This is a genomic window from Pseudoalteromonas sp. SR44-8 (assembly GCF_014163635.1).
GTDB lineage: Bacteria > Pseudomonadota > Gammaproteobacteria > Enterobacterales > Alteromonadaceae > Pseudoalteromonas > Pseudoalteromonas rhizosphaerae.
In genome coordinates this window covers 1-15,130 of record NZ_JACJDS010000050.1, presented here as the reverse complement: position 1 = coordinate 15,130, position 15,130 = coordinate 1, and the positions used below count along the sequence as shown (strand labels likewise).

Here is a 15,130-nt window from a genome sequence, read left to right as displayed (position 1 = left end):
TCAGAGGCTAAACGAGTGTATAAATTATTACTTGGTATCTTAACGGTATGCCTAACGGGTTGCTTAGATACCAAAGAAAAAACACTAGAAGAAAAGAATCAGGGCTTAGTTTATTGCGCTGAGGCTAACCCTGTGTCGTTCAATCCCCAAGTGACGACCACAGGTTCGACGATCGATATTATTGCAAATCAATTGTATGACCGTTTGATCAGTATCGATCCCGTGACCGCTGAATTTAAAAGTGAACTGGCCACTGACTGGAAAATAAGTAAAGACGGCAAGTCAGTTACCTTTACCTTGCGCAAAGGAGTGAAGTTTCATACTACTGCATACTTTACCCCAAGCAGAGAGTTTAACGCTGATGATGTAATCTTTACCTTTAGCCGTTTATTCGATGTGTATAATCCTTATCACTTTGTTGGGGATGCCAATTACCCTTATTTTCAAAGTGTCGGCATTGACCAGCTAATTCGGCAAATTGTTCGCGTGTCCGACTACCAAGTGCGCTTTGAATTATTTAATGCCGAAAGCAGCTTTTTAGCCAATATGGCAACTGATTTTGCAGTGGTTTTGTCTCGCGAATATGCCATGCAATTAAAACAGCGCGACCAAGTTAATCTTTTTGATCAATACCCTGTTGGTACTGGCCCCTATGTTTATAAAGAGTATCGGCGCGATCACTTAGTACGCTATTATCGTAATCCTGACTATTGGAAACACCATGTAGTGCTGGAGCAGTTGGTTTACGACATCACCCCAAATGGCACCACCCGAATTGCAAAAATGCTCACTAAAGAGTGTGATGTAACCGCACACCCAAGTAGCGCACAGTTAAGTATTTTAGCCCAACGCGACGACATTAACGTACAAAAAGAAACCAATCTTAATGTAGGTTATTGGGCGTTTAATACCGAGCGCCCACCATTTGACGATTTAAGAGTACGCCAAGCACTGGCCCATGCCATTGACGTTGAAAAAATCATGCAAGCAGTTTATTACGGCAACGGTATTCGTGCGCAATCGTTATTACCGCCAACATCATGGGCATATCAACCACAAGCTAAACTACCCGGATTTAACCCTGATCTAGCTAAAAAACTGTTGATTGAGGCTGGCCTTCCTAATGGCTTTGATATGACCATTTGGGCTATGCCAGTGAGCCGAATTTATAATCCTAACGCACGTAAAATGGCCGAGCTAATGCAAAGCGATTTACGAAAAATTGGTGTAAACGTCAGTATCGTTGAGTATGAGTGGAACACCTTTATTCAACGCATAGGTGAACACCGACATGACAGCGTGTTATTAGGTTGGGCTGCAGATACACCGGATCCAGATAACTTTTTTAGCCCGCTACTCAGTTGTACAGCGGCATTTAGTGGTAAAAACCCTGCGAATTGGTGTGATCCTGAGTTTGACTTACTCTTGACACAAGCGCTTGATACCACCGATTTAGCCAAACGAAAAGCCTATTATCAACAAGCACAAGCGATGATAGTGCGTGAACTACCTTTATTACCACTTGCCCACGGTATGCGTTTTCAAGCAAGTAGTGCCGATGTAGAAGGTATTCCACTTGGCCCATTTGGCGCAATTTCCTTAGCCAACGCGAGGAAAAAATAATGGTGTTAAATTATATTTTACGCCGTTTAGGCTTACTGTTATTTATGATGTTTACCTTGAGTGTATTTACATTTTCACTCAGTTATTTATTTCCCGGCGATCCGCTTAGTAATTTAAGTGGTATCAGTAATACCAGTTTTTCACAAACCAGTGAACTACAAGAAAAATATCACTTTAACGATAATTATTTAATGCAATATTTTGCTTTTATTGCGCGTATTGTGCAAGGCGACTGGGGCGTGTCGTTCGCTTCGGGCGACAGCGTATTTACTCATATTATCGAGCTATTCCCAGCCACGTTAGAGCTGAGTATTTATGCGTTAATTATTTCTGTTGTGGTTGGCGTTCCGGCAGGTATCTTGGCGGCGGCCTATCATCGGCGCTGGCCAGATAAACTGGTTAACTCCACAACGTTAGTGGGCTACTCAATGCCGGTATTTTGGTTAGCTTTGCTGCTGATCATGGTGTTCTCATTACAACTAGGTTGGTTCCCGATGTCAGGGCGAATGGGCTTACTGTACGAGATCCCCTCCCAAACTGGCTTTATTTTGATTGATATTGTATTAGCAGACTTTCCTTATTCTGGTCTGGCTATGCTTGATGCTCTGCATCATTTAACCCTGCCGACCATTGTTCTGGCAATGTACCCAACCACTGTATTAGTGCGCTTTACACGAGAGTCAATGTTGCATGTGCTTGAGCAAAGTTTTATTAAAACTGCCCGAGCCAAAGGCTTAAACCGTGCCCAATTAATTATGCATCATGCCTTACGTAATGCCTTATTACCGGTTATAAAACAAATTGGTTTGCAGTTTAGTACCTTGATCACTCTGGCGATGATCACCGAGGTGATTTTTTCATGGCCAGGTGTTGGCCGTTGGTTAATTGATAGTATTTATCAACGAGACTACCCTGCTATTCAAGGTGGCTTATTAGCGGTATCGATGTTTGTAATTCTGGCGACTATTATTGCAGAATTAACCTATACCTTGTTCGACCCGCTGTCACGGAATCAAGCGCATGGCAAAGTTTAATTTATTTTCAGAAGAGTCAAACAAATCGCCATTAGCGCGATTTTGGCGCAAATTTAAATCCAATCATCCTGCCTTAGTGGGGTTATGGATTTTTATCGCCTTTGCTATTTTAGCTGCGGCTGCACCACTGATTGCACCATATGGGGTAAACCAGCAACACAGTGATGCGTTACTTATTCCTCCATCGTGGCATGAAATGGGCGATGTACGTTTTATACTCGGTACTGACGACTTAGGTCGCGATGTACTCTCACGGCTTATGAATGGCGCAACTTATACCTTTGGCTTATCAGTCATTGCTGCGCTGATCACCACCATCATAGGTGTGTTAGTAGGCACATTTGCCGGCATTAGCCGAGGTATTCGCTCAAGCTTTTTAAATCATCTACTTGATATAACCTTATCAATACCGTCTTTATTATTAGCGATTATTATTATTGCGATATTAGGCCCAGGCCTGATGAATACCGTGTGGGCAATTATTTTAGCGCTATTACCGCAATTTATTCACTCGGTGCGTAACCTCATCGTCACTGAGCTTAATAAAGATTACATTACTGCATTTAAACTTGATGGCGCATCGAACTGGCATATTCTCTCCAGAGGGATTTTTCCAAATATTTATGAGCATATTGTGGTTATTTTTACTATGGCATTATCAACCGCTATTTTAGATATTTCCGCTTTGGGCTTTTTAAAACTAGGGGCACAACCACCAACCACAGAGTGGGGTGCAATTTTAGCTGAAAATCTGGGTTTAATTTATTTAGCACCTTGGACCGTTGGCTTGCCTGGGGTATTACTCTTTTTAGCGGTGCTGTCGACCAACTTAGTGGGCGACGGGCTACGCCAAGTGCTCAAAGCACGTAAGGCTGACTAAATGCAATTACTTGATATACGAAATCTGACCATAGAGCTGCGCACCTCTGATACCGTTATTCGCGCCGTAGATAGAGTGAACTTGAGCCTCAAAGAAGGTGAAGTACATGCATTAGTGGGCGAATCTGGCTCAGGTAAAAGCTTAATTGCTAAAGCCATTGTGGGTGTATTAAATAAACGCTGGCACATCACCGCCGACCGTATGCATTGGCGCGGTGTGGATCTAATGCGCTTATCAAGCGAACAACGGCGTAAAATTGTAGGCAGTGACATCGCAATGATTTATCAAGATCCTAGTCGTTGTCTTGATCCTACCGCAAAAATATTTGAGCAAATAGCCGAAACGCTCCCAGAAATAACAGGCTCCGGGTTTTTCTTAAAGCGAAACCGTGAACGTAAGGACCGAGTAAAAGCGCTGATCCACAAAGTGGGCATTAAAGATCACGAAAAAGTACTATCGAGCTACCCTCACGAGCTCTCAGAAGGCGTTTGTCAAAAGGTCATGATTGCTATGGCCATTGCTCGTACACCTAAGTTACTGATTGCCGATGAGCCAACTACAGCTCTTGAAAGTACCACACGAGCACAGGTATTCCGGTTATTAAAAAGTTTAAATCAACTTAAAAACATGTCAATTTTAATGATCTCCCATGAACTTGAAGAAATCATTAATTGGTCTCATTGTATGCATGTACTTTACTGCGGACAAATGGTTGAAGCAGGCCCAACCCAGCGTATTTTTGCCCAGCCTCGCCATCCTTATACGCAAGCATTATTAAAAAGCTTACCGGATTATGAGCAAGGGCTTGCCCATAAAGAACCTTTTTATGCACTAAAAGGTACAATCCCAACCTTGCAGCATTTGCCTATAGGCTGTCGCCTTGGTCCTCGCTGTCCGCAGGCACAAAAAGCTTGTGTAGTAACACCGCCTTTAACTAAACAACATGGTCATAGTTATGCGTGTCATTTCCCTCTCATTAAGGTGATGAAATAATGCAACCTCTGTTAAAAGTGCAAGCCTTGTCAAAAAGCTTTAACCTGCGTGCTGGGTTATTTTCACGTAAGCGTTTTGAGGTATTAAAAAACATCTCGTTTTGTTTAGAGCAAGGTGAAACACTGGCTATTATTGGCGAAACTGGCTCTGGTAAAAGTACCCTAGCAAAATTACTCGCTGGAGCAGACAGCGCAGATGCTGGGCAAATCCTACTCGATGGCAACATCATCGAAAACAAAGGCGTTCGCGATCAGCAATGCCGCCATATTAGAATGATTTTTCAAGACTCCGAAGCCTCGCTAAACCCAGGTTTAACGATCGGCGATATGCTCGACGATTGCCTGCAATATAATACTTCTTTGGATAAAGTAACTCGCGCTGAAAAAATCACCGCAACACTGTCTAAAGTAGGTTTATTAAACGACCATCAGTATTACTACCCACATATGTTTAGTGGCGGTCAGCTGCAACGTGTCGCTCTAGCACGTGCATTAATACTCGACCCTAAGGTTGTAGTACTTGATGAAGCATTATCATCTCTGGACCCTTCTGTACGCGCACAAACCGTCAACCTGCTACTCAAGCTTCAACAGGACACGGGTCTCAGTTATATCTTGATCACTCACCACTTAAGTTTAGTACGCCACATCAGCGATCAACTTGTAGTACTCGATCACGGTGAAATTGTTGAATACGGTAGAACAGAGGATGTATTCCAAAAGCCACAATCAAAAGTCACTCAGAAGTTGCTAAGTTGCTGAAGGTAGAACTTTAAGCGGTAAGTTTTAGCGAAAAGAATTGTATAGGTGCTAGATTCTAGGAAAAGCCAGAGTAGCTCGGCATTAAATTTATCGCGTTGGTTGGCTTGATAGCAACGAAACCCAAACTGCTAAAAGCGAACATATAACAAGTCACTTTAATGCCCGTTCATGGCACAAAAATGTCTAATCTCTAACTCTTTTGTGAGTATTTAATATCTTCTTCTAAGCGTAACGTTTCTTAACCTCTTTGTGAATAATTAAAACAACCGACAATGCAAAGTTTTGATATATAGCAATAAAATATTTTTATGCCGTTACTCAATGGTATAAGCGCGAGATGTCCCGCGCAGAAACAGAAATATACCCGTTAAGCCGGTTGAATTAATGATTCAACAATTTTTAACGCTTTAATTTCATTTTCATCGGTAATACCATCAGCTTCAATGACTTGTTTAAGCAGCTCTAATACAAACTCCCTCATGGATTGATCGACAATATGTGTCATTCGATGCTGAATAAATGACTCGATGTCACCACTTTGCACTGCCAAAACACATTTGCTTGTCATATCAATTATATAGTTATCAAGAGCAATGACAGAATTCCACTCAATTTTATGTGCCCAGGTTTCGACGACTCTCAACTCTTCTTGTGCAATAGAGCCATCAACAGCGACAAATAATAACGCAAGGTCTAACAGTGATTCTTTTTGTAACTGTTCAACACAGATACCCATATCAAAGTTATTTAATAACTGCTCGAATTTCATGATGTTCCCTTAATAATATAGAGGTAATGCTATTGAGCTTATACTAAGTCTGCTAAAAAGTAATCAAAATAGGTTCGGTAGATTGGGGGGGGAATTTATTTATACTTGAACTCAGATATCTGCCTGTTAAAAAATAAAAAAAGGCGCCAATGGCGCCTTTTCATTATTTAATTAAGCATTACTCTGTGGCGGCTTGCGCTTTAGGTAAGTTTAATTCTGCATTTGCTTTTAAAGCTTCAATGAATACCATGTAGTTTTTGTTAACTTGGGCCATAGTAATATTTTGCTTAAGCTGTGCGTCAATTTCGCCTTCAACAGTAGCGTTAGTCACTGTTTTAAGTGCTACGATTGCCGCGTCACCGTTGTTTAGGTCAACTTTTTCAACTACTGGTGTGTCAGTTGGGTGTGCCATTTTAAAGGCATGTTGAACGATTGCAGGCGAAACAGTGTAAGCTTGACGGGTTAGTGCCGCTTCTTGACGAAGTTCTAAGCTTTGCTCAGTTACTAGGTCATTTAAGCTCTTGCCAGCTTCAATCTCAGCATACAGCGTTGTTGCTTTTTCTTTCGCAAGCTCTGATGCTTTTTCACTAACTAAACGTGCTTTAATTTGCTCTGATACATCAGCAAGTGCTTTTGTTGCAGCTGGTACATGCTCTTTAACACGCACTAACACAACATGCTCATCGCCCACTTCGATAACCTCAGAGTTCATTTTATCTTCAAGCACATCTGGTGAGAAGATTGCAGCTAATACCGCTGGTGTATTAAGCGGCGCAGGTAGAGAATTACGGTCAACTAATGCTGTTGTTTGTACTTCAACACCGGCAACTTCTGCAGCATCAACTAAGGTATCTGAAATTTCAAATGCAATAGCGCCCATTTCTGTTTGCTTTTCATAGAATGCATTTACTTTTTCAGTACGCTCAAGCTCAGCACGTAAATCAGCTTTAACAGTGTCATACGCTTTTACTTGTTGGCTCTGAATATCAGTTAACTGAATAATATGGTAACCAAACTCAGATTGTACAACGTCTGAAAAATCCCCTTTGTTTGCCAATGCGAATGCCGCATCTTCAAAAGCAGGATCCATCATGTCACGTTCGATCCAATCTAAATCACCGCCCATTTCAGCACTAACGATATCATCAGATGATGATTCTGCTAACGCTGCAAAGTCACCGCCTTGTTGTAATTGTGCTAACAAGTCTTCTGCTTTGGCTTTTGCTGCATCATCGTCTTCACTGTTATCAATTAAGATATGCGACACACGGCGTTTTTCAGGTTCGGCGTATTGTGCTTTGTTTTGATCATAATATGCTTTAACGTCAGCTTCGCTAACATGAGTTTCAAGTGTTAGGTTAGCTGCATTTAAATCAATGTAGTTTACTGATACTTGCTCAGGCGCTAAAAACTGCGACATATTTAGGTCATAGTAATCGGCAATTTCTTGCTCTGTTACCGTCACGTTTTGCTGTAAAGACTCTTTGCTGATCACGACATAGTCAATACTACGCGTTTGCTGTTGTAGCGCAACGGCATTAGCCAATTCGCTATTTAGAGCGAAATCGGTGCCTGCAACCGCTGAAATTAGCTGGCTTCGGGTCATTTCTTCACGTAAATATTCACGAAATGCGTCAGGTTGGAAGTTCATTTGACGGATAACTTGTAAGTAACGATCGTTGTTAAATTGCCCGCCAATTTGGAAGTATGGCAATTCTAAAATCGCTTTACGAACACTGTCGTCACTAACACGTAAACCAAGTTCGGCCGCTAGTTGAGTTTGCAATTCTTGTTGTACTAGACGGTCAACGACGCCTTGACGAATTTGTGCCATGTAATTTGGATCAGCAGCAATTTGTGCAAAGTATTCGCCAAATTGTTGCTCTAAACGTGCACGTTCATTTTGGAACGCACGGCTAAACTCGGTTTGGCTAATTTTAACTCCATTTACTTCAGCTACGGGCTGCTCTGTGGTTTGACCTAAGTAACCACCGATCCCTGCTAAGGCAAAAGATAAAATCACCGCGCCTAAAATAATTTTAGCTACCGGTCCTTGTGAACCTTCTCTGATTTTCTCAAGCATTTATTTATCTCTATTCTATTCGAGGCAGAAATCGCCTTGCTTATGTAAAAAAAGCGTATCTTACCAGATACGCTTTTTTACTTGAAGCAGTTGGCGAGAAAGAACGTTAATTAAGCTGTAAAAGCGATTAACTTCTTACACTACCAAACTAACTCACTAAAGAGCAGTGATTAGCTGTTACATGCATCTTTAAGCGCTTTACCTGCTTTAAAAGCTGGGATAGTCGCTGCAGCGATTTGAATTGTTTCGCCTGTTTGTGGGTTACGGCCTGAACGTGCAGCACGTTCACGTACTGAGAAAGTACCGAAACCAACCAATGCTACTGAATCGCCATCTTTAAGAGCGCCAGAAACAGCCTCGATGAATGAATCAAGTGCACGACCCGCAGCCGCTTTAGAAATGTCAGCATCAGCTGCGATTTGATCGATTAATTGAGATTTATTCACAATATCATCCTCTTTCATTGTTATTATCAAGAGCGATTGTTTTTTAAACTAACATCACTATTTTGAAAATTTTAGAGCAAACTTTTTCATGCTCATACGATTGTAATTTTTCTTCAGCCTAGGCCACATAAGGCCTCGGCTTGAAAACCAGTGCTTAACTTATCATACCATCTAGATTTGAAAAGCCCTTTAAAGCACTTTTTTTCGCTTTTTTACTGGTTTTTTGATGTTTCGACTGAAAAACTCTCAACTGGGTGTACTAAAGCCAGTTTTAAAACCTCATCAATCCACGTAACTGGGTGAATATCAAGTCCTGCCAATACATTGTCAGGGATCTCTTTTAAGTCACGTTCGTTAATTTTTGGAATAATGACCGTTTTAATTCCACCGCGATGAGCCGCTAATAGTTTCTCTTTTAAGCCACCAATAGGTAATACTTCACCACGTAAGGTGATTTCACCCGTCATCGCCACATCAGCACGTACCGGGTTACCTGTAAGACTTGATACCAAACCTGTGACCATCGCGGCGCCAGCACTTGGGCCATCTTTTGGAGTTGCCCCCTCAGGTACGTGAACGTGAATATCACGTTTTTCGTAAAAATCACTGTTAATACGAAATGCATCAGCGCGATTACGTACAACTGTCATAGCTGCTTGAATCGACTCTTGCATTACATCGCCTAGTGACCCGGTGTAGCTTAGTTTACCTTTGCCTGGTACTGCGGCACATTCGATGGTCAGCAAATCACCGCCCACTTCAGTCCACGCTAAACCTGTAACTTGGCCAATGCGATCGCCGTCTTCAGCTTTACCATAATCATAGCGCTGCACACCTAAGAAATCTTCAAGGTTGTCAGCGTTAATAGTGACTGTTTTAGTGCCTTTTTCAAGCAAGATATTCTTCACCGCTTTACGGCATAACTTAGATATTTCGCGTTCTAAGTTACGTACGCCCGCTTCACGGGTGTAATAACGAATAATGCCGATGATTGCACTGTCTTCGATGATTAATTCGCCATCTTTTAAGCCATTGCGTTTAACTTGTTTAACAATTAAATGCTCTTTGGCAATATTCAGCTTTTCATCTTCGGTATAACCCGATAACCGGATCACTTCCATCCGATCCAATAACGGACCAGGAATGTTAAAGCTGTTTGATGTAGCAACAAACATTACGTCAGATAAGTCATAATCGACTTCTAAGTAATGATCCGCAAAATGGCTATTTTGCTCAGGATCAAGTACTTCTAGCAGTGCCGATGCAGGATCGCCACGCATATCAGATGACATTTTATCGATTTCATCTAACAAAAATAATGGATTTTTAACGCCCACTTTACTCATGTTTTGAATCAACTTACCTGGCATTGAACCTATGTAAGTACGACGGTGACCACGAATTTCTGCTTCATCACGAACACCACCTAATGCCATACGAATATACTTACGCCCTGTAGAGCGAGCAATCGATTGACCTAATGACGTTTTACCAACACCCGGTGGACCCACAAGGCACAAAATTGGCCCTTTGAGTTTATTGGTACGCTGTTGCACGGCGAGATATTCAATGATGCGTTCTTTGACTTTATCAAGACCATGATGGTCGCTGTCTAAAATCTTTTGTGCGCCCGCTAAGTCTTTTTTCACTTTCGAACGTTTTTTCCATGGCACATTAATTAATGTGTCTATGTATGAACGCACAACCGTGGCTTCTGCCGACATCGGCGACATCATTTTAAGCTTAGCAAGTTCAGAGTTCGCTTTTTCTTGCGCGTCATTGCTCATACCTGATTCTTCAATGCGCTTTTTCAGTGCTTCGAATTCATCTGGTACGTCGTCAAGCTCGCCTAATTCTTTTTGAATGGCTTTCATTTGCTCATTGAGGTAATACTCACGTTGCGACTTTTCCATCTGCTTTTTAACGCGGGTACGAATTTTTTTCTCAACTTGCAATAAATCTATTTCACCTTCCATCAACGCCATTAAATATTCAAGACGTTCTGTAACATTGGTGATTTCGAGTACTTTTTGCTTTTCAGGCACTTTCAGCGGCATGTGCGCTGCCATCGTATCGGCAAGGCGCGGCGCTTCATCAATGCCACTGACCGAGGTTAACACCTCTGGTGGTATTTTTTTATTTAGCTTTACATAGCCTTCAAACTGACTGATGGCACTGCGAATAAATACATCTTGCTCTTGCTCATCGATTTCTTCTGAACCAATAAACTGCGCATTAGCAACAAAAAAGTCTTCATTATCAATAAAGCTTTCTAGTTTTGCTCGCTGTGTGCCTTCAACCAGTACTTTGACTGTGCCATCAGGTAGTTTAAGCAATTGTAATACCGTGGCTATGGTACCAACACGGTAAATATCATCTTGCTCAGGCTCATCCACGGTCGCGTCTTTTTGCGCAACAAGGAAAATTTGTTTGTCTTTATCCATTGCCGCTTCAAGGCATTTTATTGATTTTTCACGGCCTACAAAAAGCGGGATCACCATGTGCGGATATACCACGACATCGCGCAGTGCTAGCACCGGGATTTCGACTCGATCTGTTCTCTCAAGCGTCATTATTTTTCTCTTCGCTCTTCATTTATTTTAAAGATTACTCAAGTATATGGGGATAACCTAAGTAAAGTTCAACAATTTAACGCAACTGGATTAAATAAATTATAAAAAAAGGAGCACTAGGCTCCTTTTTATTATCAAAATGAGTAAATTTTACTCAGACGCTGCTTTATCTTGGCTAGCGCTTTGATAAATCAAAATAGGATCTGATTCACCTTTGATCACGGTTTCGTCAATCACTACTTTGCTGACGTTTTCCATTGAAGGAAGTTCGTACATAGTATCAAGTAACACCGCTTCAACGATTGAACGAAGACCACGGGCACCTGTTTTACGCTCCATCGCTTTATGAGCGATAGCACGCAGTGCGTCATCACGGAATTCAAGTTCAACGTCTTCCATACCAAATAATGCGCCGTACTGTTTCGTTAAGGCGTTTTTAGGCTCATTTAATATTTGCACTAAAGCCGACTCATCGAGTTCAGTTAAGGTTGCCACAACAGGTAAACGACCGATGAATTCTGGGATCAAACCATATTTCACTAAATCTTCTGGCTCAACATCTTTAAATGTTTCACTTAAAGAACGGCTCGCCGCAGATTCTTTTACGTTAACCCCAAAACCGATACCGGTATTTTTATGGCTACGCTGCTCAATCACTTTATCAAGACCAGAAAATGCGCCACCACAGATGAATAAGATTTTAGAGGTGTCTACCTGTAAAAACTCTTGCTGTGGGTGTTTACGTCCGCCTTGTGGTGGCACAGATGCCACAGTACCTTCAATTAGTTTAAGCAGTGCTTGTTGCACGCCCTCACCAGATACATCACGAGTGATCGACGGGTTATCAGATTTACGTGAAATTTTGTCAATCTCATCAATGTAAACAATACCACGTTGCGCTTTTTCTACATCGTAATCACATTTTTGTAGCAACTTTTGAATGATGTTTTCAACATCTTCGCCCACATAACCAGCTTCAGTTAGTGTGGTTGCATCGGCCATTGTAAACGGCACATCTAATAAACGCGCTAACGTTTCAGCTAATAATGTTTTACCACTGCCGGTTGGGCCAATAAGTAAGATATTACTTTTGCCTAACTCAATATCCGTTTTACCGGTTTGATTACGCAAACGTTTGTAGTGATTGTAAACCGCTACTGACAGTACTTTTTTGGCGTGATCTTGACCAATAACATAATCATCTAAATGATTACGAATTTCTTTTGGTGCAGGCAGTTTATCAGAGGTATTGTGCTTTGGCGCAATGTCTTTGATCTCTTCCCTGATAATGTCGTTGCATAGCTCAACACATTCATCACAAATGTATACTGAAGGGCCAGCAATTAACTTACGAACTTCATGCTGGCTTTTGCCACAAAAAGAGCAGTATAACAATTTATTACTTTTGTCGCCGTCTGTAGGAGTGTCAGACATTCAGCTACCTCATCTTATTCGTTGGCTGCCAAACTACTTAGCAGCTATTTTAATACGCTTAACTATACCAAAAAATATTGGTTTTCACAGTGTAAACAGCTCAAGCTAGCACCGTTAGTTACCAGCTTGTATTTGTTACTTGCTGTCGCGACTAGTAAATACCGCATCAACTAAACCATAATCAACAGCTTGGCTGGCGCTCATGAAGTTATCACGGTCTGTATCTTTTGAAATCACATCTAATGGTTGGCCGGTATGCTCTGCCATTAAACGGTTTAGTTTATCTTTAATAGACAAAATTTCTTTGGCGTGTATTTCAAAATCAGATGCTTGACCTTGGAAACCGCCTAATGGTTGGTGGATCATCACGCGTGAATTAGGTAAACAATAACGTTTACCTTTTGCACCAGCAGTCAATAAAAATGCCCCCATGCTCGCCGCTTGGCCAACACAAATAGTGCTTACATCTGGTTTAATGAAGTTCATAGTGTCATAAATCGCCATACCCGCAGTCACTGAACCGCCCGGCGAATTAATATATAAAAAGATATCTTTTTCTGGGTTTTCTGATTCTAAAAATAGCATTTGCGCTAAGATCAGATTAGCCATGTTGTCTTCAACTTGACCTGTTAAAAAAATGATTCGCTCTTTTAATAGTCTCGAATAAATATCATACGAGCGCTCGCCTTTCGCTGTTTGTTCAACAACCATAGGTACTAATGCATTGAGTGGATCTGTAATACCAGTGTTCATATTTATCTAATTCCTTATGCGCTTATACTTATCCTTATTATAAGGAAGCATAGTTATTTTTTGGCGAAATTGAAGGCCACAAACTAAAATGGCTCGGGCACACTGCATAATACAGAGTAACACGAGCCATTTAATCGTTAGCGAGGGCTTAAGTCAATGACTTATTAAGCACCTTGCTGTGGATTCATGATGTCATCAAATGCTTTTTCAACGTCAGTCACATTTGCTTTAGCTAAAATAGCTTCAACAGCTTGCTCTTCCATTGCTACATTACGCATTTGTTGCATAAGTTGATCATTTGCTTTGTAGTATTCTACAACTTCAGTTGGATCTTCGTATGCAGAAGCCACTGTTGCAATTAATGCTTCAACTTTTGAATCATCAACTTTGATCTCGTTCGCTTTAATTACTTCACCTAATAATAGGCCAGTCTTAACGCGTGTTACTGCTTGTTCATGGAACAATTCTGCTGGAAGCTCAGGCATGTTTTTAGCGTCGCCACCAAAACGTTGTGCAGCTTGTTGACGTAGTGCATCAATTTCTTGATCTACTAGGGCTTTAGGCACTTCGATTTCGTTGTTAGCTAAAAGACCTTTAATTGCTTGGTCTTTCACGTTAGCTTTAACCGCTTGGTCAAGTTCACGTGTCATGTTCTTTTTAACTTCTTCTTTAAGAGCGTCAACACCGCCTTCAGTTACACCAAACTTAGTTGCGAATTCTTCGCTAAGTTCAGGTAGCTCTTGCGCTTCAACTTTCTTCACTGTGATAGTGAATTGAGCTGCTTTGCCTTTAAGATTTTCAGCATGGTAATCTTCAGGGAAAGTTACGTCAGAAACAACTTCCTCGCCTGCTTTTTTACCTACGATGTTATCTTCAAAACCTGGGATCATACGACCTTGACCAAGTTCTAATGGGAAGTCTTCAGCTTTTCCGCCTTCGAATACTTCACCGTCGATAGTACCTACGAAATCAACCGTTACACGGTCTTTTTCGCCAGCAGCCACATCAACTTCAGCCCATGATGCATGTTGCTTACGAAGTGTTTCTAGCATGTTTGCTAAATCTTCATCAGTAACTGATACAGCTGGTTTTTCTACAGTAATTTTATCTAAACCTTGAACTTCAACTTCAGGGTAAACTTCAAATGTTGCTGAGAACTCTAAATCTTTACCCGCTTCAAGTGCTTTAGGAGCAAATGTTGGTGCGCCAGCTGGGTTAATTTTTTCAGAAACGATTGCTTCGATGTAATTACGTTGCATTAATTCACCAGCAACTTCCTGACGAACTGCGCCACCGTAACGTTTGTTGATTACAGACGTTGGTACTTTACCAGGACGGAAACCATCAATACGCTGGGTTTTAGACAGTTGTTGTAAGCGTTTTTTTACTTCGGTCTCAACGTTCTCTGCAGGAACGGTGATGGTCAGACGGCGCTCAAGGCCTTGAGTCGTCTCAACAGAAACTTGCATGATATACCTCAATCTTCAATTTTGGCGACTGTTCGCCTTCCTTACAAACACGGTAATCACTATGCGTTTTGGCACGTTTAAAGTCATTTAAGCGACTTATCAACCCCATCTTCACTATAAGATACCAATGCTGCTCTGCCCTTCGGGCACTATGTTAAACAATAGACGCGGCATTATAACCTAATATTTATGATAGTCGAGTCTAGGGGGCAATTATTTGGTCAGATAGCGGATTAAGCAAGCATAGCGAATGAAAAGTAGACGTTTTAGCTATCAGCTATCAGCTATCAGCTATCAGCTATCAGCTATCAG

At 41.4% G+C, this 15,130-nt stretch carries 12 protein-coding genes; 5 read left to right on the top strand and 7 right to left on the bottom strand.

Annotation, left to right across the window (positions count from 1 at the left end; translation table 11 throughout):
- The first annotated feature begins 15 nt into the window (after positions 1–15).
- From H5183_RS19500 to H5183_RS19480, 5 genes are read left to right on the top strand one after another with little or no spacing between them, the layout of a single operon-like run.
- Entirely contained in the window at positions 16–1,623 is a 1,608-nt protein-coding gene (locus H5183_RS19500) for an ABC transporter substrate-binding protein (protein WP_145241446.1), read from the top strand.
- A complete protein-coding gene (locus H5183_RS19495) occupies positions 1,623–2,657 on the top strand; it encodes an ABC transporter permease subunit (RefSeq protein ID WP_145241448.1) in 1,035 nt (344 codons plus the stop codon). Before H5183_RS19500 ends, H5183_RS19495 begins: the two co-directional genes overlap by 1 nt.
- The gene (locus H5183_RS19490; protein WP_145241450.1) at positions 2,644–3,537 is read left to right on the top strand and encodes an ABC transporter permease subunit; all 894 of its coding nucleotides are present in this window, start codon (positions 2,644–2,646) and stop codon (positions 3,535–3,537) included. The genes H5183_RS19495 and H5183_RS19490 overlap by 14 nt, the downstream gene beginning before the upstream one ends.
- Positions 3,538–4,530 carry an oligopeptide/dipeptide ABC transporter ATP-binding protein gene (locus H5183_RS19485; protein ID WP_145241453.1) on the top strand — a complete coding sequence of 331 codons (993 nt, stop codon included), beginning with the start codon at positions 3,538–3,540 and terminating at the stop codon, positions 4,528–4,530.
- On the top strand, positions 4,530–5,291 hold the full coding sequence (locus H5183_RS19480; protein ID WP_145241455.1) for an ATP-binding cassette domain-containing protein: 762 nt from the start codon (positions 4,530–4,532) through the stop codon (positions 5,289–5,291). The genes H5183_RS19485 and H5183_RS19480 overlap by 1 nt, the downstream gene beginning before the upstream one ends.
- Before the next feature lie 367 nt (positions 5,292–5,658).
- Here H5183_RS19480 and H5183_RS19475 read toward each other — a convergent pair whose 3' ends face one another.
- From H5183_RS19475 to tig, 7 genes are all read right to left on the bottom strand, one after another.
- Entirely contained in the window at positions 5,659–6,060 is a 402-nt protein-coding gene (locus tag H5183_RS19475) for a hypothetical protein (protein ID WP_145241457.1), read from the bottom strand.
- A 178-nt stretch (positions 6,061–6,238) separates the two neighbouring features.
- The gene (gene ppiD, locus H5183_RS19470; protein ID WP_182732484.1) at positions 6,239–8,143 is read right to left on the bottom strand and encodes a peptidylprolyl isomerase; all 1,905 of its coding nucleotides are present in this window, start codon (positions 8,141–8,143) and stop codon (positions 6,239–6,241) included.
- Positions 8,144–8,313: 170 nt separating this feature from the next.
- Positions 8,314–8,616 (bottom strand): HU family DNA-binding protein, encoded by a 303-nt coding sequence (locus tag H5183_RS19465; RefSeq protein WP_301562686.1) that lies wholly within the window; start codon positions 8,614–8,616, stop codon positions 8,314–8,316.
- A gap of 185 nt (positions 8,617–8,801) precedes the next feature.
- Entirely contained in the window at positions 8,802–11,162 is a 2,361-nt protein-coding gene (gene lon, locus H5183_RS19460; protein ID WP_145241462.1) for an endopeptidase La, read from the bottom strand.
- 150 nt (positions 11,163–11,312) lie between these two features.
- A complete protein-coding gene (clpX, locus tag H5183_RS19455; protein WP_145241464.1) occupies positions 11,313–12,596 on the bottom strand; it encodes an ATP-dependent protease ATP-binding subunit ClpX in 1,284 nt (427 codons plus the stop codon).
- 135 nt (positions 12,597–12,731) lie between these two features.
- Positions 12,732–13,349, bottom strand: a complete 618-nt coding sequence (gene clpP / locus H5183_RS19450) for an ATP-dependent Clp endopeptidase proteolytic subunit ClpP (protein ID WP_145241466.1) — start codon at positions 13,347–13,349, stop codon at positions 12,732–12,734.
- Positions 13,350–13,513: 164 nt separating this feature from the next.
- The gene (gene tig, locus H5183_RS19445; RefSeq protein WP_145241468.1) at positions 13,514–14,818 is read right to left on the bottom strand and encodes a trigger factor; all 1,305 of its coding nucleotides are present in this window, start codon (positions 14,816–14,818) and stop codon (positions 13,514–13,516) included.
- Positions 14,819–15,130 lie beyond the last annotated feature (312 nt).

What these genes read in the sequence shown, in the direction of transcription:
- H5183_RS19495 (WP_145241448.1), top strand. Translation starts at nt 1,623, where the DNA reads ATGGTGTTAAATTATATTTTACGCCGTTTAGGCTTACTGTTATTTATG.
- H5183_RS19490 (WP_145241450.1), top strand. Translation starts at nt 2,644, where the DNA reads ATGGCAAAGTTTAATTTATTTTCAGAAGAGTCAAACAAATCGCCATTA.
- H5183_RS19485 (WP_145241453.1), top strand. Translation starts at nt 3,538, where the DNA reads ATGCAATTACTTGATATACGAAATCTGACCATAGAGCTGCGCACCTCT.
- H5183_RS19480 (WP_145241455.1), top strand. Translation starts at nt 4,530, where the DNA reads ATGCAACCTCTGTTAAAAGTGCAAGCCTTGTCAAAAAGCTTTAACCTG.
- H5183_RS19475 (WP_145241457.1), bottom strand. Translation starts at nt 6,060, where the DNA reads ATGAAATTCGAGCAGTTATTAAATAACTTTGATATGGGTATCTGTGTT.
- ppiD (WP_182732484.1), bottom strand. Translation starts at nt 8,143, where the DNA reads ATGCTTGAGAAAATCAGAGAAGGTTCACAAGGACCGGTAGCTAAAATT.
- lon (WP_145241462.1), bottom strand. Translation starts at nt 11,162, where the DNA reads ATGACGCTTGAGAGAACAGATCGAGTCGAAATCCCGGTGCTAGCACTG.
- clpX (WP_145241464.1), bottom strand. Translation starts at nt 12,596, where the DNA reads ATGTCTGACACTCCTACAGACGGCGACAAAAGTAATAAATTGTTATAC.
- clpP (WP_145241466.1), bottom strand. Translation starts at nt 13,349, where the DNA reads ATGAACACTGGTATTACAGATCCACTCAATGCATTAGTACCTATGGTT.
- tig (WP_145241468.1), bottom strand. Translation starts at nt 14,818, where the DNA reads ATGCAAGTTTCTGTTGAGACGACTCAAGGCCTTGAGCGCCGTCTGACC.